The following is a 23,166-nucleotide window of genomic DNA, read 5'->3' as shown; positions in this document are numbered from 1 at the left end:
TCGACCTACTGATTAAAAGTCAGTTGCTCTACCAACTGAGCTAACGGCCCACTGGCGCGCTGTCTAGAAAGACCCAAGCCCGCGGTCAACCCCCGAAATGCCGTCCCCGCTGGATTAGTCGTCGGGCTTTGACTATATGGCCGTCATGGCCAGCAACGACTCATCATATTTGCCCTTCATGAAGATGCACGGGCTTGGAAACGACTTCGTTGTTGTCGACGAACGGGGAATCACACCGCGCGTTGATGCCGATGTCGCGGTCGCCATGGCCGACCGACATCGTGGGGTCGGATTTGACCAGCTTGCGGTACTGTCCGACACGGCTGACGCCGACGTCCACCTGACCTTTTGGAACAGTGACGGATCACTTTCGGCAGCCTGTGGGAACGCAACCCGCTGCATCGCGCGCCACTTGATGGATACCGAAGGCGGCGACGCGCTGACAATCACAACGGCACGCGGCACACTCTATGCAAAGGACTTTGGCGACGGGGTGACGTCCGTGAATATGGGGCACCCACAACTTGACTGGGCCGACGTGCCGCTGGCCGAAGTGATGGATACGCTGATGCTCCCCATCGCGGGCAACCCAACCGCCACCGGCATGGGCAACCCGCACTGTACTTTCTTCGTTGACGATGCCGAAGCCATCGATCTGGCCCAGCGCGGCGCAGAGATCGAACATCACCCGCTTTACCCGGAGCGGACGAACGTCCAATTCGCGAGCCTCCTTGGGCCCGATCACCTGCGCATGCGGGTGTGGGAGCGCGGCGTGGGGGTCACTTTGGCCTCTGGCTCATCTTCGTGCGCAACAGCCGTGGCGGCGGCACGGCGCGGTCTGACCGGGCGGGATGTGACCATTGAACTGGACGGCGGCACATTGCAGATTTCATGGCGCGATGACGGTGTCTGGATGACGGGGCCAACCGCGCATGTCTTTGATGGGATGTGGCGGCTGACATGACGACCGCGCCTATATTCTCAAACCACGGTTGCCGTCTGAACGCCTATGAGACCGAGGCGATGAAAGAATTGGCGACACAGGCAGGCGTTGACAACGCGATTGTCGTCAACACTTGCGCGGTGACCGCCGAAGCTGTGCGCAAAGCACGTCAGGACATTCGCAAACTACGGCGCGACAACCCAAGTGCGAAGCTGATCGTGACGGGCTGTGCGGCACAGACTGAGCCGGAAACATTCGCCAAGATGCGCGAAGTCGATGTGGTGATTGGCAACACAGAGAAGATGAACCCGGCAACCTGGGCTGGGATGGCGCCGGACCTGATCGGGCAAACCGAACCCGTGCAAGTCGATGATATCATGTCGGTCACGGAAACGGCAGGTCACCTGATCGACGGGTTCGGCACCCGCAGCCGCGCCTATGTGCAGGTGCAAAACGGATGCGACCATCGCTGCACCTTCTGCATAATTCCTTACGGTCGGGGCAATTCGCGCTCTGTGCCTGCGGGCGTTGTGGTCGATCAAATCAAACGGCTGGTCAACAAAGGCTACAATGAAGTTGTGCTGACCGGCGTCGACCTGACAAGCTGGGGGGCAGACCTGCCCGCAACGCCAAAACTGGGTGATTTGGTGATGCGGATCCTCAAACTGGTACCGGATTTGCCGCGGCTGCGGATCAGCTCCATCGACAGTATCGAAGTCGATGAAAACCTGATGCAAGCCATCGCGACAGAGCCGCGACTGATGCCGCACCTTCATCTGTCCTTGCAACACGGGGATGACCTGATCCTGAAGCGGATGAAGCGGCGGCACCTGCGCGACGACGCGATCCGCTTCTGCGAAGATGCGCGCAAACTGCGGCCCGACATGACCTACGGGGCAGACATTATCGCGGGCTTCCCGACAGAAACCGAAGCGATGTTCGCAAATTCACTGGCACTTGTGAAAAACTGCGATCTGACATGGCTACACGTCTTTCCCTATTCCGCGCGTCAAGGCACGCCCGCCGCGCGGATGCCTGCGGTCAATGGCAAGCGCATCAAAGAACGCGCCGCAAGACTACGCGCGGCGGGTCAGGCTCAGGTCGCCCGGCACCTCGCGGCCCAAAGCGGCAAAACCCACAAGATTCTGATGGAAAATGCGCGCATGGGCAGAACCGAACAATTCACCGAAGTCCTGTTCAACAAAGACCAACCCGAAAGCCAGATCGTGCAAGCCACAATCACCGGGATTGCGGGCCAGCAACTGACCGCCTGACTTCTTCCGAGACCAAATATCCCCGCCGGAGGCTCCACCCGTGGCCAAACCCCCCATCCTTTGGACATTCAGACGCTGCCCCTACGCCATGCGCGCACGGCTTGCGATCCAATCCAGTGGCAGGCAGGTTGCGCTTCACGAAATCCTGCTCAAAGACAAACCGGAACCGTTTCTTGCGGCTTCGCCCAAGGGCACCGTGCCCGTGGTGCAAGACGGCGACCGCGTGATTGAGGAAAGCCGCGATGTGATGCTCTGGGCGCTTGAACATGGCGACCCAGAAGACTGGCTAGAAATGGACGCGGCAGGACATGCGCTGATCGATGCCTGCGATGGGCCATTCAAACAGGCGCTGGACCATACCAAATATGCCGTGCGTTTTCCTGACCTTGATGAAGCGGCAGAACGCGCAAAAGCAATGGAATTCCTGAACCACCTGAACGAGCGACTATCTGAGAACCCTTTCCTGACGGGTCCAAAACGCACGCTGGCAGATATGGCGATCCTGCCATTCGTCCGTCAATTCGCAAATACCGACCGGGCTTGGTTTGATGCGCAGGGGCTTGTGCCGCTGACCAATTGGCTTGAGGCGTTTCTCGCGTCAGACCGGTTTCGCGCCGTAATGAAGAAATATCCGCCTTGGCAAAGCGGACAGGATCAGGTCTTGTTTCCATAAGATCGGTACAAGGACCCAAGTCATGCAATTGCTCATCTCGCCCGCCTCGCCATTTGTGCGCAAAGTGCGCGTTTTGCTGCGTGAAACGGAATTGATCGATCAGGTTGAAGAGGTCGAGGTCACGACGACCGCCTTCAATTCCGCGCCAGAGGTCATTGCAGCAAATCCAATGGGCAAAATTCCCGCTTTGCTGCGCCCCGACGGCCCCGCACTCTACGATAGCCGTGTCATCACCCGCTATCTTGATGATGTGGCGGGCGCAAATCTCTACCCGCAAAGTCGCCTATGGGAAATCCTCACGCTTGAGGCGACGGCGGACGCAATCATGGATGCGACCGTGACGATGGCCTATGAAGCGCGCCTACGGCCCGCGGCAGAACAATCCCCCGCCTGGATCGAAGCGCAATGGGCCAAGGCTGCCCGTGGGATCGCCGCAGTCAATAACCGCTGGATGAGCCACCTCAGCGGCCCCCTCAATATTGGACAAATCAGCATCGCCTGCGCACTGTCGTACGTTGACTTACGCCACGACGGGCGCGGTTGGCGCAATGACAATGTAGCCCTTGCAGGCTGGCACGCAAAATTCAGCGAACGCGACAGCATGGTCGCAACGGCAGCGGATTGAGCCGCACCTCAAGACGAATATCCAACAAGGCCGAGCGGAACCGTGGCGGCCCATCCGGGGTGAAACTCGCTCTTTGCGCATTCCATCAAACCCCGCGCAACGGCATTGAACCGGATACCCTGCGGTCCGTATCGGTCTGCCAAAAGCTTGATGAAGCCGTGCAGTGCAAGGCGTGTGTTGCATGGTTCTTTCATCCGAACCTAACCGAAATCCAGTCGGCGCCGTTGAAAGAACAGACGTCCGCCGCAGATGGTCAGCGCTAGAAGTTGAAGCTGACGCCCACATTCAAGGCATTTGTAAACACATCTGTTTCAAGCGTCCCACCGCTGTTCAGATCGGCCGTATTCGCGGTATAGGTGCCTTTGTATTCCCCAAAGACCGACCATTGTTCATTGATCGGAACAGTCGCGCCCGCAATCCAGGTCGCCGCGGCGCCGGTCAGTTGATAGCCTGCGGTTTTCTGATCTGCGGTTTCAACCGCGATATGCGGGATCGCAATCCCGATCCCCCCGCCAACATAGGGGTTCACGCCGTCAATCATATTCTCCCAACGGTGGTAGGCATTCACCGTCAGGGTATTGAGACCATCAGTCATCTCCAGCACGCTGACACCATCGGGCAAGGATGTAGGGTAGATTTTGTTGCGTGTATAATCCACCCCAAACCCGAACCGCTCTGACCGCCAAGATGTGGCCCGCAAACCGTAGTAAAGCGGGAACTGAAGTGAGCGGCCTTCCCAGTCTTGTGAAAACACATCCGGCAGAGTGCCGGTCTGGCGAATCGTCACGTCAGAGGGCGCGGCAGTTTGGGCACCAGAGTAAAAACTCAGCTCAACTTGCGCAAAGGCAGAGGTCGCAAGAACAATGAATGCAATGCAAGAAGCAATTGCGCGGCGCATAGTGATTATCCTGAGATTTGGATGGTGAGCTTGAAAAGACGATGTCACTGTCCCGCAAAAATCTTAAGCGGGCGTTAAGCAACTTCATAAGCGGAGTCGCGGAATCACCACAGTTTAGCGGTATCAGTCGGTGGAAAACCGCCGAAACAGACCGGAAATTGGCGAAAGCGCGCAAATTGGGCGCGGACGGCCCGGTTTTTCCGTGGCAGATACAGCCGCAGCTCATCCTTCCAGTAGCGTCAAGGAAGTCTTTGCAATTTCAGCTTTTTTTGCATTTTGCAGGCCCTGCGCCCGATTGTCCGCTGGACCTTATGAACTTTGGTGGATAAAAAACCGACAACAGACTGTCGCTTGCGCCGGTCTCGTTTTCTGTGGGGGCTTCGGGCTCATAACTAGAATCGGAGATGCATCCAGTGTCACATGCAGATGATAATCAGGGCACACGCCGCGACTTTCTTTACTACGCAACGGCAAGTGCCGGTGTCGTAGTGACGGGTGCCGCAGTTTGGCCACTGGTAAACCAGATGAACCCGTCCGCCGATGTTTTGGCGCTCGCCTCGATCCGCGTTGATGTCAGCGCTGTCGAACCCGGCACACAGCTTACTATTCTTTGGCAAGGTAAACCGGTCTTTATCCGGTCACGCAACGAAGAAGAAATCGCAGAGGCGCGCGCAGTCAGTCTTGATGATCTGCCCGATACCAACAGCGAAAATGCCAACCTGCCAGATGATGCGCTCGCTACTGACGAAAATCGCGCGCTGACCGAAGATGGTGTTTGGTTGGTACAGATCGGTATTTGCACCCACCTCGGTTGCGTACCCTTGGGCGATCGGGCTGGCGATTTCGGCGGCTGGTTCTGTCCTTGTCACGGGTCACACTATGACTCTGCCGGTCGAATCCGCAAAGGCCCAGCGCCGCGCAACCTCGACATTCCGGTTGCGTCTTTCATTGACGAAACCACAATTCAACTCGGTTAAGGAGAGAGAGCCATGGGCGGAATTCCTCACGACCATTATGAGCCAAGTACAAAAGGCGAAAAGTGGCTACACAAGCGCTTACCTATTGTCGGCCTGCTGTATGACACATTGATGATCCCCACACCCAAGAACCTGAACTGGATGTGGATCTGGGGTATCGTTCTTGTTTTTGCCCTTGTTTTGCAAATTGCGACCGGCGTTGTGCTGGTGATGCAATATGTGCCGCACGTTGATATGGCCTTTGCGTCGGTTGAACGCATCATGCGTGACGTCAATGGTGGCTATATGATCCGCTACTTCCACCAGAACGGCGCTTCGCTGTTCTTTGTGGCGGTTTATGCGCATATCTTCCGGTCACTTTACTATGGCTCCTACAAATCACCGCGTGAGGTGACCTGGATCGTCGGCATTCTGATGTATGTTCTGATGATGGGAACGGCGTTCATGGGTTACGTGTTGCCTTGGGGACAGATGTCGTTCCACGGAACAGCCGTTATCACCGGTCTTTTTGGCGCGGTCCCGTTCGTGGGTGAATCGGTTCAGGTCTGGCTTCTTGGTACGCCGAATGGCGCGATTGCCCAGCCTGCGCTCAATCGTTTCTTCTCACTGCACTATCTGCTGCCCTTCATCCTGCTGGGTTTGACGATCGTGCATGTTTGGGCGTTCCATACCACGGGCAACAACAACCCTGCCGGTGTTGAGGTGCGTCGGACATCCAAAGAGGAAGCCGCCAAGGATACATTGCCGTTCTGGCCATACTTCGTCATCAAGGACCTGTTCGCACTGGCGATCATTCTTGCTGTGTTCGTCGCAGTCGTGGGCTTCATGCCGAACTATCTGGGTCACCCCGACAACTACATCCCGGCCAACCCGCTGGCAACGCCTGCCTTCATCGTGCCGGAATGGTACTTCCTGCCATTTTACGCGATCTTGCGGGCATTTGACGGTGAAGTCTGGCTTGTGATTGCCGTGAACTGGCTCACCTTCGGCATCGTAGACGCGAAATTCTTCGGCGTGATCGCGATGTTTGGTGCCATCGTTGTCTTGGCATTGGCGCCTTGGCTGGACACATCCACCGTGCGCTCCGGTCGATACCGTCCGATGTTCAAATGGTGGTTCTGGCTGTTTGCAGTAAACTTTATACTGCTTATGTGGGTTGGCGCCCGTCCGGCTGAAGGCATCTATCCGTATATTGCCCTGCTCGGTGCGACGTACTGGTTTGCCTACTTCCTGGTCATTCTGCCGCTTCTTGGCGTGATTGAGAAACCGGACACGCCACCTGAAACAATCGAAGACGACTTCAACGCGCACTATGGCCCCAAGGCTGACAACGGCAAAGCCGCTGCCAACCCGGCCGAGTGAGAAAGGACAAAACTGATGTTCCGTAATTTATCACTCACCGCAGCCTTCGCGCTTGCCCTCACCGCAGGGCAGGCAACGGCGGCACCACTCGAGCTTGATGTCACAGACTACGACTTCTCGTTTGAGGGGCCATTCGGCAGCTATGACCAAAAGCAGCTCCAGCGTGGCTTGCAAGTCTATACACAGGTCTGTGCCGCCTGCCACGGTCTGCAATATGTATCATTCCGCAACTTGTCCGATGACAACGGACCGGGTCTGGCAACTGACCAAATGCGCGCCTATGCCGAACTCTATGAAATCTTCGACCCGACCCTGTTCGATGGCGAGGGTGACTTCCGCCCGGCAACACCTGCTGACAAATTTCCGGAGTCCAGCCTGTCCAGCGCGCCTGATCTGAGCTTGATGGCAAAGGCCCGCGCAGGTTTCAGCGGGCCATATGGCACCGGATTGAGCCAGTTGGTAAACGGCATGGGCGGCCCGGAGTACATCGCGACGCTTCTGGCCGGCTATCAAGAGGAACCGGATTGCGCGCTGGAAGGCGAGCCGGTGGATGGCTTCTACAACACACTGTTCCCGTCGGGCGGCTATCCCGATAGCTGCATCGACAAAAAAGGCAAACGCATGGTTCCCGGTTCGTGGATCGGGATGGCGCAACCGCTTTGGGGTGATGATATCGACTATATTGACGGATCCCCCACAGATGTCGAGTCGGTCTCACAGGATGTCGCTGCGTTCCTGATGTGGACGGCTGAGCCGAAGCTGGTTGCACGCAAACAGGCTGGTCTGACTGGTGTGCTGTTCCTGACCGTCCTGTCCGTGTTGCTGTACCTGACAAACAAGCGGCTGTGGGCACCGCATAAGAACAAAGAATAATCTGGGAAACCCGCTGAAAGAACAAAGGCCCGTTGGAAATAGCGGGCCTTTTTCGTAGGGTGGCTGCGGGTCCATGCTACCCCAGATAATCAGCCAGAGCAGGCGGCGGATTATCAAGCAGCACATCCGTCGGCACAGGATCGCAAACCACACCATCCGCAACCAGAACCGCATGATCCGCCACGCGGCGCGCATCGCTTGGGTCATGTGTGACCATCAGCACGGTCTTGTCCGCAGCCAGCAGTTGCGCTTTCACCAAATCGAGCATCTCATCCTTCAGCGCAGGCCCAAGGGCTGCGAAGGGTTCATCGAGCATCACCAAGGGACGGTCTGCGACCAGGACACGCGCCAAAGCAACGCGGCTTTGTTGCCCTCCTGACAGCGCCCCCGGCTTGCGCCCATCCAGTCCGGCCAGCCCGACCTGGGCCAATGCGTCCTGACCTTGCTTCTTTTCATCAACCGTCAGCCGCAAATCCGGCCGCAGACCAAGCCCGACATTCTGCAAGACGGTCAGATGTGGGAACAGGTTATTATCTTGAAAAAGCATACTGAAAGGGCGCCTACCGGGTGGGATACCCGACAGGTCATTGCCGTCCCACATGATCCGACCCTGCGCAGGTGCCAGAAATCCGGCGATCGCGGAAAGCAGCGTTGACTTGCCAGCCCCCGATGGCCCGATCAACGCTGTGATCGCCTGATCTGGAAACACAATGTCTGCCTCCAGCGCGAATTCGTCCTGCGCAAGCCTTAGCCCTTCAAGTATCAACATCAGCGCGCCCTCCCCGGTCGCAAATCCAGAATAGCAACAGACTTAGGCCCAACAGCAAAAGCGCCGCGCTCGCGGCGGTTTCCATCCGGTAAGCCCCCATCAAACGATACATCGCCAGCGGCAAGGTCTCCTCTGCCTGACCAGCAAAAAGTGCGATCACGCCAAGATCACCCATCGACAAAGCAGCGGCCAGTCCAGTGGCAAACCCCAGCGGCCTGCGCATTCGGGGGATCGCGACAAGCCGGAGCCAACCCCAGCCAGACATCCCCAACGAGGCCCCCAAACGCCCATAATCGGCCTTAACCGCCGCCGCCGCAGGCGCGACAGAGCGCAGTGCAAACGGCAGCGCCAATGTCGCATTCACCAGCATGGTCACGATCAAGGCCACGTCAGCAGGTCTGACATAGGGAAAGACAATCAGAAACGCGCCCGTACCCACAACAAGCCCGGAGGCGGCCAATGGCATCACACCAATGATCGCGACAGTCGCGCCTCCTCTCAGCGCCAGTGCCAGCGCCATGCTGATACACAATGCCGCCGACCCAATCGCCACCGTGATCGACCGCAACGCGGCAGACCAGATAGAGGCAGGCAAATCGAGAAAGCCCGGCAAACCGCGCAAAACAACCATGCCCAACGGCACAAGCAGAAACAGCGCCGCCGCGATGATCCAAGCATAATCGACCCCCGCGCGCGCCGCGTCCCAGCGTTGCACGACGCGGTCCATACCGGCGCCTGTGCGATCCTCCGGAGTGACCCGAAGCGCAAGCAGGGCCGCACCAACACAAAGGACAAACTGAATAAAAGCCAAAAGCGCCGCTTTGCCCAGATCAAAGTCAAAGCGCACGGCCTGATAGATCGCAAGCTCAACCGTCGTCGCGCCTGGGCCGCCGCCCATGGTCAGGGCGACCGCAAAACTGGTCAGGCAGATCAGGAAAATGACAAGAAACGTGCTCGGCACCACCGCGCGCAGCATCGGCCATTCGAGCAACCGTCCCACAGGCGCATTCAACGCGGCGGCAAGGCGAAACCGCTCTGCCGGGATCGCCAGCCAGCCTTGCAGGATGAACCGGATCGCCAGCGGGAGATTAAAGAATACATGCGCCAGAATAACGCCCTGCATCCCGAAGATTGAGATCGGTTCGAACCCGAGACCGGTCAGCGCCTGATTGAGCAGACCACCGCGTCCAAAAACCGCCAACAGCCCAAGAACAGCAACAATCACCGGCAGCAGGAAAGGCGCACCCAGCAGCGTAATCAGCAGCTGCCGCCCGCGAAAACGCCGACGCGCAAGCGCGCGCGCGACAGGAACGGCCAGCATCACGCTTATCAGCGCGGAAATGAGTGCCTGGTTGATTGTGAAACGTATCGCCGCCCAATCGGCGGGGGCCAATCCGCCAGCCCATTCAGCACGCCAGGCAACAGCGCCCAGCGTACCAAGGGTCAACAACAGCACCAGCGCCGCGGCTGCGACGCCGGGCCATCGTGGTGTTATTGGGACAGCGCTGTGCGCCATTCGTCCAACGCGCCATCACGCAGCGCTGCCGCATCTTCGGGCGACAGCAAGAGCGATGTTTCCGGCGTGACCAGTGTTTCAAAAGCGTCAGGCAGACCGCCTGCAGGTGTCACCGCGGGATACATCCAGTTGGTCGTCGGGATCACGCTTTGGAAGCCATCGGACACCATGAACGCCATGAACTGATCGGCCAATTCGGGATGATCCGTGCCAGCAACTTTGCCGGCGACCTCAACCTGCATGTAGTGGCCTTCGCCGAAGGCCCAGGCGACCTTGCTCGCGTCTTCTTCGGCAATCAGGTGGTAGGCGGGGGATGTTGTGTAGGACAACACCGCATCCGCTTCGCCATCAAGGAACATGCCGTATGCCTCCGACCAGCCGGGGGTGACGGTGATGATGTTATCGGCCAAGGCTTCCCAAAGTGCGGGCGCTTCATCGCCATATGCCGCCTTCACCCACATCAGCAGGCCAAGGCCGGGCGTGGAGGAACGTGGGTCTTGGATGACGATCTTCACATCGCTGTCGGCCAATGCCTGCAATGATGTGACAGGCGCCGCATCTGCATTCGCGACAAAGGCAAAGTAACCCCAGTCAAACGGCAGAAACTCTGCATCAGCCCATGCAACCGGCAGATCGAGATCGGCGCTCACGCCATGCGGCGCGAACAGACCTGTTTCACGCGCAGCGGCCGTCAGGTTTGTATCCAGACCCAGCACGATATCAGCATCGGTGCGCGGCCCTTCCAGTTGCAGACGGGCCAGCAATGCCGCGCCGTCGCCCGCGCCGACAAATTGCAGATCACAGGCGCACTCCGCTTCAAATGCAGCTTCTATCGCGGGGCCGGGGCCCCATTCGGTGACGAAGCTGTCGTATGTCATCACTTGCAGCACTTGGGTCTCGGCCACGGCGCCTGTGGCACCAAGGGCAAGTCCCGCGACAACTGGCAGATAGGTGGTTCGTTTCATCGTATCCTCCAAATGCGACGGGCGGAATTGGGGGATAGCACCATGCTAAACCTTCCCTCCGCCGGTCTTAACCGGTTCAGGTTCTACGGGTCCGCAAGAATTGCATCTCAGCCAAAGTTGGCCCCCCGAGGTCCCTTGGGTTTACGCGCAACAGGGCCGGAAGAAAAGGTTTTCGGCGACATAATTATGTTTTTCAAAAGCAAAAAGGCCGTGCTACCGCTGGCCAGATTCAGATTGAGGAAGGTAGTTATGAAATTTTCAGCGTTTTTATTGATCTCAGCGGCGTTCGTGCCCGCCGCTTCACAAGTCGCAGCGCAAAGCATTCCCGGCATTGTTCATGATGGCAGCACGGTGACCTTGGCTTTTAACCTGCACAACGACGGTCAGGATGATCCATATAGTGAGAACTATACGACAATGCTGTCGGCCCGGTCATCCTATTCGTTTGGCAACAGTTTTGGTGCGACATTTACGCTTGGTTACCAATCGGAGATGTATCAGGACAGCTTATTTTCCGAACGTTACATCCTTGATGTCAATCCAACCTACTCATTCGGGATGGGCACAGTCGGCCTGTACTACACAGCGATTTCGCGTTCCAGGGATTCAGTTGATGAACCGCAGGCGAACTATGGTGTGACCGCTACGTATGAATCTGGTCCTTTCGGCGTCGAAGCCTATGCGGGTAACTATGATGAAGATGGCGATTTTAACCACAATCCATATGGCATCGCCGCGTCTTATAGTCTGACGGACGATGCATCCGTCTATATCGCGCACCAGCGTGATGTACGCGATACAGACAACTTTGACGCTGCGACATCAATCGGTGCATCATATGATCTGGGCGGTCTGACAGGTGCACCTATTCGCGTTACCGCGGCGGCATCGCGGCTGTATTTTGACGGTACGTCATTTTCTGACAGCGAATGGAACCAGTTCACGATCGCTGCATCCTATGACATTGGCGGCGGATCGAAATCAGTGTTTGGCGCATTCCGCAGCTGGTCATTCTATTACGACTAGTCGCCCGAACAGCATTGCAAGTCGGCCCGCCACACCCGTGTGCGGGCCTTTTTGTTTGAAGGGTGCTTTTCGTTTGGCACATTGCACGCTAGACCCATGCAGCAAACCGGAGGCACGCGCATGTCGATCAACAGCTTTGGCCATTTGTTCCGCTTCACCACATGGGGTGAAAGCCACGGTCCCGCTTTGGGTGCGACAGTTGACGGCTGTCCCCCCGGTGTGCCGCTGGAACCGGCGATGATCCAAAGGTGGATGGACAAGCGCCGGCCGGGGCTGAACAAGAACACTACGCAGCGCAATGAACCGGATGCGGTGAATATCCTGTCGGGTGTCTATGAGGGCGAAACGACCGGTACGCCCATCCAATTGATGATCGAAAACACCGATCAGCGATCCAGGGACTACGGCGATATCATCAACACGTTCCGGCCCGGACATGCGGATATCACCTACCACCAGAAATACGGGCTGCGCGATCCGCGCGGCGGTGGGCGGTCCTCTGCGCGTGAAACCGCATCGCGGGTCGCTGCGGGCGGCGTTGCCCGTGAGGCGATTGCCGCGATCGCGCCCAACGTGCAGATCAAGGGCTACATGACCCAGATGGGCACCAAGCAGATTGATCGCGAAAAGGTTGATTGGGACCAGATCGACCAGAACGATTTCTTCTGCCCGGATGCAGATGCCGCTGCCGAATGGAACGATTATCTGGCGTGGCTGCGCAAGGATGACCACAACTCCGTCGGCGCGATCATCGAAGTTGTCGCACGCGGCGTGCCAGCAGGCATCGGAGCGCCGGTTTATGCCAAGTTAGACACTGATCTGGCCGCCGCGATGATGTCGATCAACGCCGTCAAAGGCGTCGAGATCGGCGAAGGCATGGCCGCCGCCGCCTTAACGGGCCGCGATAACGCAGATGAGATCTTCATGGGGCCGAACGGACCTGAGTACTCTTCCAATCACGCGGGCGGCATCCTTGGAGGCATCAGCACAGGGCAGGATATTGTCGTGCGTTTTGCGGTGAAGCCGACTTCATCAATCCTTAGCCCGCGCAAGTCAATCCGCATGGATGGGACACCCACCGAAGTGATTACGAAAGGCCGCCATGACCCATGTGTCGGCATCCGCGCGGTCCCCGTGGGCGAGGCGATGATGGCCTGTGTGATCCTCGACCATCTGTTGCTGGACCGCGGCCAAACCGGCGGCGTGCGTGGTCAAATCGGATAGGTTGGATGCAACTTCATCCTACTGCTTGGACAGCTGAACCGCCAAAATGCCAGCCGCAATAATTACAACACCAACGACGTCCAAAGCGCCGATCCGCTCTCCCAGAAAGGCTGCCGCGATAGCGACGCCTAAGAACGGGTTGAGAAAGTGAAAGGTCGAGGCCTTCACAGCACCGATCCGGCCCACCAGCAGGAACCACACCAAAGTCGCCGCCAGCCCCGGCACCAAAGTCGTGTAGACAAAGGCCACGGCAAGTTGCCAGTTCCAGGTGACCTCCCAAACCTCAAAGGTCAAGGCGGGCACCCAAAGCACCGCACTCCCCACCAGCATTTGCAACCCGACGATCATCAATACATTCCCGCCAGAGGAAACGCCCACGACCATCAAAGTGGCCACCGTCAGCGAAACCACGCCAATCACGCAAAGCAGTACGCCAAAAGGATCGACACCGCCTTGCAACCGCGCACCCATAATCAACACGACCCCGATAACGCCCGCCACCAATCCGGCAAATCCCAGCGGCCGTAATTTCGTTCCGAAAACAAGCCATCCTGCCAGGGCGACCAGCAACGGCATGGTGGAGGCAATGATCGCAGCCAAAGACGCAGGCACCGTTTGCATCGCAACAAAGTTCAAGCCCAGATAAAGCGCGTTCTGACTGACACCGAAAATCACCACGCCGAGCCATTGCCTGCGACTTAGCCGTGCGGATTGGCCCAGCGCCCATGCGATGCCAACGCCGAGCAATCCGGAGATCAAGAATCGCAACGCGAGCGCGCTTAAGGGCGGGGCATATTCAACGATGACGCGCGCAGAGGTAAAAGCAGAGGACCACATCAGCGCAAATGCCAGCCCCATGGTGATTGCCTTGATGTCCATAAATTCCCCTTTGTGCCTTTGTACTTAGCCAAGAGCCTTTCGCAGATGCAACATTTGAATGCTGCGCCGCAGATTTGAATGAATTTGCCTTGAACAGGTTTCGCGGACAGACTTTCCGAAGTCGCGGGCAGAGAACCGCAGTGAATTGCGGCGTCGGGGAGGAGCCCGGCCAGTCAATCGGTTCGCCATGCCATTTTATCGCGACCAAGCTGACCTTGGGATTTTTGGGTTAGTGTCACACCATTTTGGAGGATACCAATGCTGGCGATCCTTCTGTCTTTTTTTGATGATGTTGCTTCTGGTGGAATGGGGAAGCGAAATCCGCATCGCGACGACCAAAAGGCTCGCGCTGATTATCTATCTGTGGCTGGGGCTGAAGTTCTTGTCTTACACATGGTTCAACCTTGATCTGGTCTGGGCGATCAGCTTGATCGCGGTCGGAGCATTCGGGGTTTGGTCAGCGGTGAATGGGCATTGATGCGGGATGGCGGGTGTGCGGACTTTGCTGCCGTTAGCCGCACAGGTTCGAAGGTCAGCTTGCAGTTGTCCGATAGTATCCTGAGGACTTGGGGCTGACTTGATTAGGACAGCAATCCGTCCAAGAACAACCCAACTTCATGCATCATCTGGGCCCAGGTCTCCTCTTGAGGAAGAGGAACATGATTCCTGCTTTCCAGCGAAACGTATCTTGCGCCTGGGATTTCACTTGCGAGGATGCGCCCCTGTTCGACGGGCTGCACCGCGTCAGAGATCGCATGAATGACCAGTGTGGGTGTCCTCACTGATTTCAATGACTCTGAGACATCAAACCGGTCGATTATTTTTCTGAGCAGAGCAGCATTTTCCGGCGATACTGTTTCGGTTTGCATCTTCACAAAGCCAGCCAACTGCGCAGGTGTAGCATCCGGCATGAACAGTGTTGAGAACGCATTAACAAACGGACTGTCCGCCTTGCCCCAGCCCGCCCGGATTAGGCCCAAAATGGTTTCTTCATCGATGTCGCCCTGCGCCGCGTCGCGCACTGCACGTCCCTTTGCATACCCGCCATACAACACCAAGCCGGTAACCCGTTCGGGGTATCTTTGAGCGAAACGGATAGCCACTGGGACAGCCTGCGACGCCGCAAAAATGGGGAAACGATCCAAATTGTTCGCGTCGGCAACGGCCCCTAGATCATCGGCAAAAGCGTCCAGATCCGCGCCATCAAGCTCGCGAGAAGACAGACCAGTGCCCCTCTGGTCGTAGCGGTAAAGCGTGTTTCTGCTATCGAGGGTTTCGATCAATGGCCGCCATACGGGACTGTGCCAATCGAGTTCCAAGTGCGAAAGCCAATGGGCGACCCTAACCAGTGGCGGGCCGTCACCACTCTTAGAGAACGCGATCCTTGCGCCGTGGGAGGATCGGGTGAATTGGATGTTTTGCGTATCAGAACGCAAAGAGTCTGGTATTTTCACGGCCGCTTCGGTTTTCGTCACTTCAACATTCAGTTGAAAACCCCTGCCATGAACTGTCTTGATAATTGCCTGCGCCCGACCAGTGTCGCCAACTGCTTTTCGAGCGGCGTTGATCCGTGCGCTGATCGTCGTATCAGACACGCTCAACCCGTGCCAAACGATTTCGACAAGGTCGTCTTTGGTCGCTAAACGGCCCCTCTTTTCGACTAGGGCCAATATCAAGTCAAACACCTGCGGTTCGAGGTGAATTGACAACTCATCACGCAGAAACAGGTGCTTGTCAGGGTCGATCAAGCAGTTTGCAAATCTATATGCCATGGCACATTGAACGGCTATTGGGCGGCTATACTCAAGGACTTTAGGCCCAAGCAGGGTAGAAATACTGAAATGAGAAGGAATTCTAAAGAGCGTCTTCAAGTTATAGCGCGGTCATTCTGGTCCATTGGTTGTAGAAACAAAGAGGAGTTCTCACCGTGCAACCGTATGAAACACCAGAGATCAAGCGCCGCCCAGATGGGTCAATCGATACTGCGCACTACATGAAAATCGGACGTCAAGAACGTGCGGATCAGGCCCGCACATTGGCCAAGATGGCAGCGCCAAAGCGCAGGAAATTCTCATTGCAGTCTTGGTTCATCAGGGCATTGGAAACCTGAATTGACCTTTCTCAAAGGACGTTGATCTAAGAATCTGACCAGTGCTCCATTTTCAAATCGACCATAGCCCCGGAGAATTTGACTGAAACTCATCGTCAAGAGAATGATACCCGACCTTCGCGGCGTTGCAGCATCATGGTAAGTTGGGCTCAAACCCGCCATCCGCAGCAAAGCAAGACCCCCAAAACGCAAAAGGGCCGCCCCTTGGGACGACCCTTTCAAATCTCGTCGAATGACGCCTTAGCCGTTTACGCTGTCTTTCAGCGCTTTGGCGATTGTCATTTTGACAACCTTGTCGGCGTCCTTCTTGATCTGCTCACCCGTGGCAGGGTTGCGGACCATACGCTCCGGGCGCTCGCGGCAGTAGATTTTGCCAACACCGGGAAGCGTCACAGCGCCGCCGCCGGAAACCTCTTTGGTGATGATGCCTGTGACCGCATCCAATGCTGCGCCCGCGGCTTTCTTGTCCATGCCTGTTTCTTCGGCCAATGCAGTTACAAGCTGCGCTTTTGTTAGTGGTTTTGTTGCCATTTGACTGGTCTCCCTCAATTGCCCCAGCAGTAGGGCCTGTTACCCGCACATTTAACGGCATCTTGTGTGTTACCACAACGATTAGTGTAGCTTTTATGAAGAAAATAGGTGATTTTCGGCCATTTTGTTGCCTCAAAGGAAGGCTGTTTCCTCGAAACTCCGCAATTTTCGACTGTGAATGCGCTCCAGCGGCATTTCACGCAGGCGTTCCATCGCCCGAATTCCGATCATCAAATGCGCCGCAACCTGCGTTTTATAGAAATCTGAGGCCATACCGGGCAGCTTGAGTTCGCCATGAAGCGGCTTGTCGCTGACGCACAAAAGCGTGCCATAGGGCACCCGAAACCGGAAGCCGTTGGCCGCGATCGTGGCACTTTCCATGTCCAATGCAATCGCGCGTGACTGAGACAATCGCTGCACCGGTCCGGCTTGCTCACGCAATTCCCAGTTGCGGTTGTCAATCGTCGCAACCGTACCTGTCCGCATAATCCGCTTCAGCTCGTAGCCTTCAAGTTCCGTCACATCTGCAACGGCGGTTTCCAGTGCAATCTGGATTTCAGCCAAAGCCGGGATCGGCACCCAGACGGGCAAATCATCGTCCAGCACGTGATCTTCACGCAGATACGCATGCGCCAGCACGAAATCACCCAATCGCTGCGAGTTGCGCAGGCCAGCACAGTGCCCAACCATCAGCCAAGCGTGCGGGCGCAGCACCGCGATATGATCCGTCGCGGTTTTGGCGTTGGACGGGCCAACCCCGATATTCACCAAAGTAATCCCGCTGCCATTTGCGCGTTTAAGGTGATAAGTCGGCATCTGCGGCAATTTCGCAGGGGTCGCTATCGGGGCGACGGCCCGTGTAATTTCGACGTTGCCGGTGCTGACAAAACTGGTGTAGCCGCTGTCAGGATCGGCCAGCATATGGCGGGCGTAGGCCTCGAATTCTTCGACATAGAATTGGTAGTTCGTGAACAGCACGTGGTTCTGAAAATGATCGGCTGCGGTCGCCGTATAATGCGCCAGACGTGCCAGCGAATAATCGATGCGCTGGGCGGTAAACGGTGCCAAGGGGCGGGCGCCATCGGCATAGGTGAAAGCCTTGCCGTTGACGATATTATCATGCGTCGTACTCAGATCCGGCACATCAAAATTATCACGCAGATTAAACTCCATTGAGCCGTCCTGCGGCACCGTCAGGGTCGGGTCGTTCGCGGCTGCAAAATGCACCGGCATCGCGGTGGCAGAAGGCCCGATCACGACAGCAACACCGTGGCTTTCGATCAACAAACCAATCTGCTGCTCAAGATATGAGGCAAAAAGATCGGGCCGCGTGATCGTCGTCGCGTAGTCACCCGGTTCAGCGACATGGCCAAAGGATAGCCGCGTGTCCGTCTTGGCATAGGTCGTGGTGGTCAGGCGGATTTCCGGATAAAAGGCCCGTAGCCGTGTTTCGGGCTGCCCATCCAACAGGGCCTTTCCAAAGCCTTCGGATAAAAACGTAACGGCGCTGTGATACAGGTCTTGCAAACGCGCAACGGCAAGTGCGGGGTCGGTGAAGGCTTCGTGTTTTGGGACATCAGGCGTCCGGACTGTCGCTTCTTGCGCAACGTTCATGCGTTTTCCTCAAATAATTCGGTAATTTCAAACTTATCGACATCAACCAGCCCCAGATCAGAGATCCGTAACGATGGAATGACAACAAGGGCCAGCAGCGAATGCTGCATATAGGCATTGTTCAGGGTGCAGCCGCAGGCGGCCATCGCAGCGACCATGCCATCGGCCCTGGCCGCAACATCTGCCGCAGGGTTATCAGACATCAATCCGGCAATGGGCAGTTCAACAAGCGCCAGTTCGGCATCGTCCTTCCAAACGGTGACGCCACCGCCAACCTCACCCAGCCGGTTTGCGGCAGCCGCCATCATCGCGCGATCCGTGCCAACCACAATCATATGGTGACTGTCATGCGCCACGGTAGAGGCCATCGCCATCCGCCCCTGATACCCGAAGCCAGAAACAAACCCGTTCACGACCTTGCCGGTGCCCTTGTGACGTTCCACAAGCGCGATTTGATACACATCATCCTGCCCTTCAACCAAGCCATCAACCACCGGCAATTCGGCGGTCAGGGCTTCGGTCGGAGCTTGATTTTCGACCACACCGATCACCTTTGCACGGACGCTGTTTTTGCCTTCTGGTGCGGGGATGGCAAAGTCGGTGTCCGACAGCGCCTGCCCCATATGCACCGTATCGCGCGCATCCGCTGGCCAATCGTAGTGCGGGCATTCCACTGTGATCTTGCCGTCCTTCGCAACGGTCTGGCCGCGCGCGATAACCTCTTCGATTGGCAGCGTTCTTAGGTCAGAAGTCAAAATCACATCCGCCCGCCGCCCCGGCGCAATCGACCCGATCTCACGCTCCAGTCCAAAATGTGTGGCCGTATTGATCGTCGCCATTTGCAGCGCAATCAAAGGGTCGCATCCGCAGTCAATCGCATGGCGCACGACGCGGTTCATATGGCCGTCATTCACCAAGGTACCAGAGTGACTGTCATCGGTGCAAAGGATGAAGTTGCGCGGATCAAGGCCCTTTTCGGTTACGGCCGTAATCTGGCTTTCCACATCATACCAAGCCGACCCAAGGCGCATCATCGACCGCATCCCGTTGCGCACGCGGGCCAGTGCATCTGCCTCTGCCGTGCCTTCGTGATCGTCTGCGGCACCGCCTGCGACATAGGCTGAAAATGCGATACCCTTGTCGGGTGACGCATAATGCCCGCCCACGGTCTTGCCTGCATTCATCGTCGCGGCCATTTCCGCCAGCATTTGCGGGTCACCGTGAATGACACCGGGGAAATTCATCATTTCGCCCAAACCGATGATGCCGGGCCAACCCATCGCCTCTGCCACGTCTTCAGCGGTAATTTCAAATCCTGTCGTCTCCAGCCCCGGCGCAGACGGCGCGCAGGACGGCATTTGGGTGTAAATGTTGACTGGCTGCATCAGGGCTTCGTCATGCATCATCCGCACACCACGCAGCCCAAGCACATTCGCGATCTCATGCGGGTCGGTGAACATGGTTGTCGTGCCATGCGGAATAACCGCGGCGGCAAATTCCGCCGGGGTCAGCATGCCGCTTTCAATATGCATATGCCCGTCGCAAAGACCGGGGATCAGGTATCGACCGGCGGCGTCAATCACGCGGGTTGCGTCACCGACACAGTGAGAGGCATCAGGCCCGACATAGGCAAACCGCCCGTCAGCGACAGCGACTTGCCAACCATCCAGAATTTCGCGGGTTTGGACATTCACCAGCTTGCCGCCACGAATGACCAGATCAGCCTTGTCGCGCCCCGCAGCCACAGCGACCAAACGGGGGGCAACCTCCGCCCATGTTTTGATGTGATGTTCCATCCCCAATGGTTTCACCGATTTCGGGGACGTTCAAGAGGGATCGAGATCGCGGAGCTGCAAAGCCTTCTGATCGGGGTTCAAGCGCAGCATCGCGAGGTTCAATGCGGCGGCTACAGTGACCCAAACAAGGTAGGGCACAAAAGCGAGGCCCGCCAAAGTATCAACCTGAAAATGCGTGATCGTCGCCCCCAAAACCGCCAGCCAAAGCCCGGCCATGATCGGCAAGGAGGCTTTCATATTGCGCAAGCCAAAAAAGACCGGCGTCCAGAGTGTGTTGAAAGCGATCTGAAGCCCCCAGAATGCCATCGCATAAGCGTTCCCATCCAAGACAGCGACGCGCGCGCCTGCAAAAGCGATCAACAGGTAGATTGACGTCCAAGCCACCGGAAACAGCCAATTGGGTGGTGTCCATGACGGCTTGTTGAGGCTCTTGTACCATTCCCCTGTCGGAAACAGCCCGCCGGTCGCACCAGCGGCAAAAGTGGCGGCGAGAAACAGTAGAAACAGCCAGATATCCATCAGAGTACCCTTTCAAAGTTTCCCCGACCCTTACGCTATCGGGCGTCCACGTCCAATGCTTGCTTCACGCGCTTTTAGTTCGGCAAGGATCTCCAGAACCGAGGATGATCGCCCTTGCTTCGGGCGCTGGCGGCTCGCTGCGTCCACAAGGAATGCGACTTCTGGCAACGGTTTGGCATAGATCACCGCTGATTTGGGCATCACCAGCGACGCCGCCGTGCGTGCGCCTGCCTGCATCACCCACCCCAGCTTTTGCCTGCCGGAGGTGCGCGCCCGCATCGAAATGCTGTCACAACCTTGCCTGCGCAACTGCCTGCCAATACCCGCATATATCAAACGCGCCGCCCAAATGCCGGTGCGCGCCTGCAAGGGTAACACATCAATCCCGGCCTCTGATCGGCGATAAAGGCGATCAGCCTCTGCCAATAGACGTTTGACCATCTTGCGAACATCGTTTGTTGGCAGCGGTTCGCGCACAAAGTTCACCGGATCAATCCCAGCTTCGGCCAACCAATCGAGCGGTAAATAGATCCGGCCCATCCGCGCATCTTCACCCACATCGCGCGCGATATTCGTCAGCTGCATCGCGACACCAAGATCACAGGCACGCGCCAATGCATCCGGGTCACGCACGCGCATCAGCACACACATCATTGCCCCAACTGAACTTGCAACGCGGGCGGAATAGTCTCTCACACCGCTCAAAGTGTCATAGCGATACTCTGCCGCATCCCAAGCGAGACCTTCAAGCAGCGCTTCCGGCAAGGCGCGGGGCATGTCGAAATCTTCGATAATCGCTGCAAAGGCGCGGTCTTCGGGGGCGTTAAACGGCTTGCCTGCATAGGCGGCATCCAAGCGTTCTTGCAGGCGCAAAACGGCACCCGCCTGATAATCGCCTTCATCAACTTCATCATCTGCCAATCGGCAAAACGCATAGAGCGCCAAGGCCGGATCGCGCACCTTCGCAGGCAACAGCTTTGAAGCAGCATGAAACGACAAAGACCCATGCCGGATCGCCTCACGGCAATGCTCAAGATCATCAGGGCGGATCATTCGGCAGCGACCTTCATTTCAGGTATGGCAGGCGCGTCCGGCACCATTTTGGCCAGCACCTCTGCGCTGGAAATCACACCGGGCACACCGGCACCCGGATGCGTGCCGGCACCAACAAGATAAAGACCCTTGGCCTCTTCGCTGACATTATGCGGGCGGAACCATGCAGATTGCAAAATGCGCGGCTCAATCGAAAAACCGGAGCCGTTGGGTGACAGATAACGATCACGGAAATCGGCAGGGGTCAGTGTCATTTCTGTCGTGATGTGCGCAGCGAAACCGGGGATCGTCTTTTCGACCTCTGCAATGACCTTTGCCTTATACGCGGCGGCCTCTTTTTCCCAATCCACAGGATCGTCAAACCCCAGATGCGGCACGGGCGACAGCACGTAGAATGTATCATCACCGACAGGCGCAACGCTGGGGTCCGTTTTGGAAGGGCGGTGGATATAAAGGCTCATATCATCGGCCAGCTTGCCTTTGATGAAGATGTCTTTGAGCAGCCCCTCATAGCGGGGCGCATTTGTTATCGTGTGGTGACCGACATCCGGCCACATCTTCGCGGTGCCTTTGGTCCCGAAGTACCAAACATAAAGCCCCATCGACCAGCGGCGGGATTTCAGCTTTTTATCCGTCCAACGCTTGCGCGGTTGATTGCGCAAAAGGCGCGTGTAAGTATGCCCGGCATCGGCGTTACTAATGACGAGTTCGGCTGGAATAGTCTCTGAATTCGTCAAACGAACGCCCTTAGCGGTGCCGTCTTCAATGAGGATTTCATCAACCTCAACGCCCTGACGGATCTGGCCACCTTGCGAGCGAATAACGGAAGCCATAGCCTGCGCAATCGCCTGCACACCGCCCATCGCGTAATGTACACCGAATTCCTTTTCGAGGTGCGCAACAAGCGCATACATCGACGTCACATGGCGCGGATCACCACCGATAAACAGCGGGTGAAACGACAGGGCCATTTGTAACCGCGGGTCTTTGACGCGGGCTTTTGCCAGACCCAGAATAGACCGATCCGCGCGCAGCAACGCAAAGAGCGGCAGCACTTTGATAGTTTCCCAAAGGCGGTGCATCGGCTTGGCAACCATGCCTTCGAAACCGACCACATAGCGGGCCTCACTGTCCTTCAAAAAGCGCTTGTAGCCCTTCACATCACCGGGGCTGAGGCGGGCGACCTCTGCCAGCATCGCGTCCGTGTCCTGACGGGCGGTGAAGGTAGACCCATCCTGCCAGCGGACCTCATAAAACGGGTCCATCGGGCGCAGATCGATATCTTTGTGGAAATCGCGACCACAAGCGGCCCATAATTCTTCATAGACCTGCGGGACGGTAATAATCGTCGGCCCAAGGTCGAATCGGTGTCCATTTTGCGTGACAGACGACCCACGACCCCCCGGCAAATCGAGCTTATCAAGGACCGTCACAGCATATCCCTTCGCCCCAAGCCGCATAGCCGCCGCAAGGCCGCCAAGCCCTGCGCCTATTACGATTGCGGCGTTCGAGTCGCTCTGAAATCCCATCGTCATGGGC

The 23,166-nt window shown here is 57.1% G+C and carries 24 protein-coding genes and 1 riboswitch; of the genes, 11 read left to right on the top strand and 13 right to left on the bottom strand.

Features of this window, described 5'->3' with window-relative positions; translation table 11 throughout:
• The first annotated feature begins 145 nt into the window (after nucleotides 1-145).
• Genes dapF through ACFDSS_RS00860 form a run of 4 tightly spaced genes read left to right on the top strand, consistent with a single transcriptional unit; the run spans nucleotide 146 to nucleotide 3,515 of the window.
• Entirely contained in the window at nucleotides 146-964 is an 819-nt protein-coding gene (dapF, locus tag ACFDSS_RS00875; protein WP_375253859.1) for a diaminopimelate epimerase, read from the top strand.
• Nucleotides 961-2,217 (top strand): tRNA (N(6)-L-threonylcarbamoyladenosine(37)-C(2))-methylthiotransferase MtaB, encoded by a 1,257-nt coding sequence (mtaB, locus tag ACFDSS_RS00870; protein ID WP_375253858.1) that lies wholly within the window; start codon nucleotides 961-963, stop codon nucleotides 2,215-2,217. Before dapF ends, mtaB begins: the two co-directional genes overlap by 4 nt.
• A gap of 40 nt (nucleotides 2,218-2,257) precedes the next feature.
• Entirely contained in the window at nucleotides 2,258-2,890 is a 633-nt protein-coding gene (locus tag ACFDSS_RS00865; RefSeq protein ID WP_375253857.1) for a glutathione S-transferase, read from the top strand.
• A 22-nt stretch (nucleotides 2,891-2,912) separates the two neighbouring features.
• Nucleotides 2,913-3,515, top strand: a complete 603-nt coding sequence (locus ACFDSS_RS00860; protein ID WP_375253856.1) for a glutathione S-transferase — start codon at nucleotides 2,913-2,915, stop codon at nucleotides 3,513-3,515.
• An 8-nt stretch (nucleotides 3,516-3,523) separates the two neighbouring features.
• Here ACFDSS_RS00860 and ACFDSS_RS00855 read toward each other — a convergent pair whose 3' ends face one another.
• Together ACFDSS_RS00855 and ACFDSS_RS00850 are read right to left on the bottom strand one after the other, a co-directional pair.
• Complete coding sequence (locus tag ACFDSS_RS00855; protein ID WP_375253855.1) at nucleotides 3,524-3,709, bottom strand: hypothetical protein; 186 nt, start codon at nucleotides 3,707-3,709, stop codon at nucleotides 3,524-3,526.
• 65 nt (nucleotides 3,710-3,774) lie between these two features.
• On the bottom strand, nucleotides 3,775-4,413 hold the full coding sequence (locus tag ACFDSS_RS00850) for an outer membrane protein (protein WP_375253854.1): 639 nt from the start codon (nucleotides 4,411-4,413) through the stop codon (nucleotides 3,775-3,777).
• 413 nt (nucleotides 4,414-4,826) lie between these two features.
• Between ACFDSS_RS00850 and petA the strand changes: the two genes are divergently transcribed.
• The 3 genes from petA to ACFDSS_RS00835 are packed head-to-tail and all read left to right on the top strand — an operon-like array spanning nucleotide 4,827 to nucleotide 7,625.
• The gene (gene petA, locus ACFDSS_RS00845) at nucleotides 4,827-5,390 is read left to right on the top strand and encodes a ubiquinol-cytochrome c reductase iron-sulfur subunit (protein WP_375253853.1); all 564 of its coding nucleotides are present in this window, start codon (nucleotides 4,827-4,829) and stop codon (nucleotides 5,388-5,390) included.
• Between the two features lie 12 nt (nucleotides 5,391-5,402).
• Complete coding sequence (locus ACFDSS_RS00840) at nucleotides 5,403-6,752, top strand: cytochrome bc complex cytochrome b subunit (protein WP_375253852.1); 1,350 nt, start codon at nucleotides 5,403-5,405, stop codon at nucleotides 6,750-6,752.
• A 15-nt stretch (nucleotides 6,753-6,767) separates the two neighbouring features.
• Entirely contained in the window at nucleotides 6,768-7,625 is an 858-nt protein-coding gene (locus ACFDSS_RS00835) for a cytochrome c1 (protein WP_375253851.1), read from the top strand.
• Between the two features lie 76 nt (nucleotides 7,626-7,701).
• Here the strand turns inward: ACFDSS_RS00835 and ACFDSS_RS00830 are convergent, their stop codons facing one another.
• The 3 genes from ACFDSS_RS00830 to thiB are packed head-to-tail and all read right to left on the bottom strand — an operon-like array spanning nucleotide 7,702 to nucleotide 10,875.
• Entirely contained in the window at nucleotides 7,702-8,394 is a 693-nt protein-coding gene (locus ACFDSS_RS00830; protein ID WP_375253850.1) for an ATP-binding cassette domain-containing protein, read from the bottom strand.
• On the bottom strand, nucleotides 8,381-9,910 hold the full coding sequence (locus ACFDSS_RS00825; RefSeq protein ID WP_375253849.1) for a thiamine/thiamine pyrophosphate ABC transporter permease ThiP: 1,530 nt from the start codon (nucleotides 9,908-9,910) through the stop codon (nucleotides 8,381-8,383). Before ACFDSS_RS00825 ends, ACFDSS_RS00830 begins: the two co-directional genes overlap by 14 nt.
• The gene (gene thiB / locus ACFDSS_RS00820) at nucleotides 9,886-10,875 is read right to left on the bottom strand and encodes a thiamine ABC transporter substrate binding subunit (RefSeq protein ID WP_375253848.1); all 990 of its coding nucleotides are present in this window, start codon (nucleotides 10,873-10,875) and stop codon (nucleotides 9,886-9,888) included. The genes ACFDSS_RS00825 and thiB overlap by 25 nt, the downstream gene beginning before the upstream one ends.
• Nucleotides 10,876-10,911: 36 nt before the next feature.
• Nucleotides 10,912-11,013: riboswitch (TPP riboswitch) on the bottom strand.
• Between the two features lie 111 nt (nucleotides 11,014-11,124).
• Between thiB and ACFDSS_RS00815 the strand changes: the two genes are divergently transcribed.
• Nucleotides 11,125-11,901, top strand: a complete 777-nt coding sequence (locus ACFDSS_RS00815) for a porin (RefSeq protein ID WP_375253847.1) — start codon at nucleotides 11,125-11,127, stop codon at nucleotides 11,899-11,901.
• Between the two features lie 120 nt (nucleotides 11,902-12,021).
• Nucleotides 12,022-13,125: a chorismate synthase gene (gene aroC, locus ACFDSS_RS00810; protein WP_375253862.1), complete on the top strand. Its 1,104-nt coding sequence runs from the start codon at nucleotides 12,022-12,024 to the stop codon at nucleotides 13,123-13,125.
• 18 nt (nucleotides 13,126-13,143) lie between these two features.
• Here the strand turns inward: aroC and ACFDSS_RS00805 are convergent, their stop codons facing one another.
• Nucleotides 13,144-14,004: a DMT family transporter gene (locus tag ACFDSS_RS00805; RefSeq protein ID WP_375253846.1), complete on the bottom strand. Its 861-nt coding sequence runs from the start codon at nucleotides 14,002-14,004 to the stop codon at nucleotides 13,144-13,146.
• A 286-nt stretch (nucleotides 14,005-14,290) separates the two neighbouring features.
• Here ACFDSS_RS00805 and ACFDSS_RS00800 point away from each other — a divergent pair, with 286 nt between their 5' ends.
• Complete coding sequence (locus ACFDSS_RS00800; protein ID WP_375253845.1) at nucleotides 14,291-14,482, top strand: hypothetical protein; 192 nt, start codon at nucleotides 14,291-14,293, stop codon at nucleotides 14,480-14,482.
• A 103-nt stretch (nucleotides 14,483-14,585) separates the two neighbouring features.
• Here the strand turns inward: ACFDSS_RS00800 and ACFDSS_RS00795 are convergent, their stop codons facing one another.
• On the bottom strand, nucleotides 14,586-15,776 hold the full coding sequence (locus ACFDSS_RS00795; RefSeq protein WP_375253844.1) for an alpha/beta fold hydrolase: 1,191 nt from the start codon (nucleotides 15,774-15,776) through the stop codon (nucleotides 14,586-14,588).
• 155 nt (nucleotides 15,777-15,931) lie between these two features.
• Between ACFDSS_RS00795 and ACFDSS_RS00790 the strand changes: the two genes are divergently transcribed.
• Entirely contained in the window at nucleotides 15,932-16,114 is a 183-nt protein-coding gene (locus tag ACFDSS_RS00790) for a hypothetical protein (RefSeq protein ID WP_375253843.1), read from the top strand.
• Between the two features lie 240 nt (nucleotides 16,115-16,354).
• Here ACFDSS_RS00790 and ACFDSS_RS00785 read toward each other — a convergent pair whose 3' ends face one another.
• The 6 genes from ACFDSS_RS00785 to ACFDSS_RS00760 form a co-directional block, all read right to left on the bottom strand.
• Nucleotides 16,355-16,645 carry an HU family DNA-binding protein gene (locus ACFDSS_RS00785; RefSeq protein ID WP_296430932.1) on the bottom strand — a complete coding sequence of 97 codons (291 nt, stop codon included), beginning with the start codon at nucleotides 16,643-16,645 and terminating at the stop codon, nucleotides 16,355-16,357.
• A 132-nt stretch (nucleotides 16,646-16,777) separates the two neighbouring features.
• Entirely contained in the window at nucleotides 16,778-18,259 is a 1,482-nt protein-coding gene (locus tag ACFDSS_RS00780; protein ID WP_375253842.1) for an AMP nucleosidase, read from the bottom strand.
• Complete coding sequence (gene ade / locus ACFDSS_RS00775; RefSeq protein ID WP_375253841.1) at nucleotides 18,256-20,055, bottom strand: adenine deaminase; 1,800 nt, start codon at nucleotides 20,053-20,055, stop codon at nucleotides 18,256-18,258. Before ade ends, ACFDSS_RS00780 begins: the two co-directional genes overlap by 4 nt.
• A 30-nt stretch (nucleotides 20,056-20,085) precedes the next feature.
• Nucleotides 20,086-20,574, bottom strand: coding sequence for a TspO/MBR family protein (locus ACFDSS_RS00770; RefSeq protein ID WP_375253840.1), 489 nt, complete (start codon nucleotides 20,572-20,574; stop codon nucleotides 20,086-20,088).
• A 30-nt stretch (nucleotides 20,575-20,604) separates the two neighbouring features.
• The gene (gene crtB / locus ACFDSS_RS00765; RefSeq protein ID WP_375253839.1) at nucleotides 20,605-21,627 is read right to left on the bottom strand and encodes a 15-cis-phytoene synthase; all 1,023 of its coding nucleotides are present in this window, start codon (nucleotides 21,625-21,627) and stop codon (nucleotides 20,605-20,607) included.
• The gene (locus ACFDSS_RS00760; RefSeq protein WP_375253861.1) at nucleotides 21,624-23,156 is read right to left on the bottom strand and encodes a phytoene desaturase; all 1,533 of its coding nucleotides are present in this window, start codon (nucleotides 23,154-23,156) and stop codon (nucleotides 21,624-21,626) included. The genes crtB and ACFDSS_RS00760 overlap by 4 nt, the downstream gene beginning before the upstream one ends.
• Nucleotides 23,157-23,166 lie beyond the last annotated feature (10 nt).

Origin of the sequence: Yoonia sp., from assembly GCF_042093035.1 — a bacterium.
Lineage (GTDB): Bacteria > Pseudomonadota > Alphaproteobacteria > Rhodobacterales > Rhodobacteraceae > Yoonia.
Note: the sequence above shows the minus strand (reverse complement) of the source record. Positions and strands in the feature narration are given on the sequence as shown.

Excerpts from the sequence above, each read along its gene's own strand:
- ACFDSS_RS00835 (WP_375253851.1), top strand. The coding sequence starts at position 6,768 with ATGTTCCGTAATTTATCACTCACCGCAGCCTTCGCGCTTGCCCTCACC.
- ACFDSS_RS00785 (WP_296430932.1), bottom strand. The coding sequence starts at position 16,645 with ATGGCAACAAAACCACTAACAAAAGCGCAGCTTGTAACTGCATTGGCC.
- ade (WP_375253841.1), bottom strand. The coding sequence starts at position 20,055 with ATGGAACATCACATCAAAACATGGGCGGAGGTTGCCCCCCGTTTGGTC.
- dapF (WP_375253859.1), top strand. The coding sequence starts at position 146 with ATGGCCAGCAACGACTCATCATATTTGCCCTTCATGAAGATGCACGGG.
- ACFDSS_RS00855 (WP_375253855.1), bottom strand. The coding sequence starts at position 3,709 with ATGAAAGAACCATGCAACACACGCCTTGCACTGCACGGCTTCATCAAG.
- ACFDSS_RS00795 (WP_375253844.1), bottom strand. The coding sequence starts at position 15,776 with ATGGCATATAGATTTGCAAACTGCTTGATCGACCCTGACAAGCACCTG.
- ACFDSS_RS00780 (WP_375253842.1), bottom strand. The coding sequence starts at position 18,259 with ATGAACGTTGCGCAAGAAGCGACAGTCCGGACGCCTGATGTCCCAAAA.
- ACFDSS_RS00815 (WP_375253847.1), top strand. The coding sequence starts at position 11,125 with ATGAAATTTTCAGCGTTTTTATTGATCTCAGCGGCGTTCGTGCCCGCC.
- thiB (WP_375253848.1), bottom strand. The coding sequence starts at position 10,875 with ATGAAACGAACCACCTATCTGCCAGTTGTCGCGGGACTTGCCCTTGGT.
- ACFDSS_RS00805 (WP_375253846.1), bottom strand. The coding sequence starts at position 14,004 with ATGGACATCAAGGCAATCACCATGGGGCTGGCATTTGCGCTGATGTGG.
- mtaB (WP_375253858.1), top strand. The coding sequence starts at position 961 with ATGACGACCGCGCCTATATTCTCAAACCACGGTTGCCGTCTGAACGCC.
- ACFDSS_RS00770 (WP_375253840.1), bottom strand. The coding sequence starts at position 20,574 with ATGGATATCTGGCTGTTTCTACTGTTTCTCGCCGCCACTTTTGCCGCT.
- ACFDSS_RS00850 (WP_375253854.1), bottom strand. The coding sequence starts at position 4,413 with ATGCGCCGCGCAATTGCTTCTTGCATTGCATTCATTGTTCTTGCGACC.
- ACFDSS_RS00800 (WP_375253845.1), top strand. The coding sequence starts at position 14,291 with ATGATGTTGCTTCTGGTGGAATGGGGAAGCGAAATCCGCATCGCGACG.
- ACFDSS_RS00825 (WP_375253849.1), bottom strand. The coding sequence starts at position 9,910 with ATGGCGCACAGCGCTGTCCCAATAACACCACGATGGCCCGGCGTCGCA.
- crtB (WP_375253839.1), bottom strand. The coding sequence starts at position 21,627 with ATGATCCGCCCTGATGATCTTGAGCATTGCCGTGAGGCGATCCGGCAT.
- aroC (WP_375253862.1), top strand. The coding sequence starts at position 12,022 with ATGTCGATCAACAGCTTTGGCCATTTGTTCCGCTTCACCACATGGGGT.
- ACFDSS_RS00840 (WP_375253852.1), top strand. The coding sequence starts at position 5,403 with ATGGGCGGAATTCCTCACGACCATTATGAGCCAAGTACAAAAGGCGAA.
- ACFDSS_RS00760 (WP_375253861.1), bottom strand. The coding sequence starts at position 23,156 with ATGGGATTTCAGAGCGACTCGAACGCCGCAATCGTAATAGGCGCAGGG.
- ACFDSS_RS00860 (WP_375253856.1), top strand. The coding sequence starts at position 2,913 with ATGCAATTGCTCATCTCGCCCGCCTCGCCATTTGTGCGCAAAGTGCGC.
- ACFDSS_RS00830 (WP_375253850.1), bottom strand. The coding sequence starts at position 8,394 with ATGTTGATACTTGAAGGGCTAAGGCTTGCGCAGGACGAATTCGCGCTG.